Genomic DNA, 591 nt, shown 5'->3' on the forward strand with positions numbered 1-591 from the left:
CATATCGTCGATTACCATATCGTTGACTTGAACACGCCAGTTCAAGGCTTAACGTCTGGTGGGCAATCACTGACTCTCGTTGAAGTTTCTAATTCAGGTGGCGTATCCGTTTATGAAGCCATTATTGATGGAACAACAACACCTGCATTCCGAGTGACGTTGGATGTTTCTGATGGCAGCTACAAGTTTGAACTACTTGAGCCACTCGATCATCCAACCGCGAATGGTCAAAACGACATCGTCATCAACCTTCCTATCGCAGCGACGGATTTTGATGGTGATGTTTCGAATACTCTCACGTTGCCGATCACTGTTGTGGATGACGTACCAACCATCGATGGTTTGGCTCAGGGTAGTGAACAGACCGTCGATGAGGACGACCTACCGCAGGGTACTGACCGTACTCAAGACACCATCATCGGTGGTACCTTCGATGTAACAGAAGGGGCAGACCAAGTCACCTCGATTCAACTGAGTGATTTGACGACGCCAGTTAGTGCATTAATGTCTGGCGGAGAGGCAATCACCTTAGTCTTAACGTCCAGTACTGGCGGGGTGAATGTTTATCAAGGTATCACGGTTACTTCTCAA

Annotated in this window: 1 protein-coding gene; it reads left to right on the top strand. The window is 47.9% G+C overall.

What is annotated here, in order from left to right; all coding sequences use genetic code 11:
* Nucleotides 1–591: hypothetical protein (locus R8O10_RS26350; RefSeq protein ID WP_318192115.1), on the top strand; the 591-nt coding region annotated here is incomplete at both ends.

Origin of the sequence: Vibrio sp. 1727, from assembly GCF_033344415.1 — a bacterium.
Taxonomy (GTDB): domain Bacteria; phylum Pseudomonadota; class Gammaproteobacteria; order Enterobacterales; family Vibrionaceae; genus Vibrio; species Vibrio alginolyticus.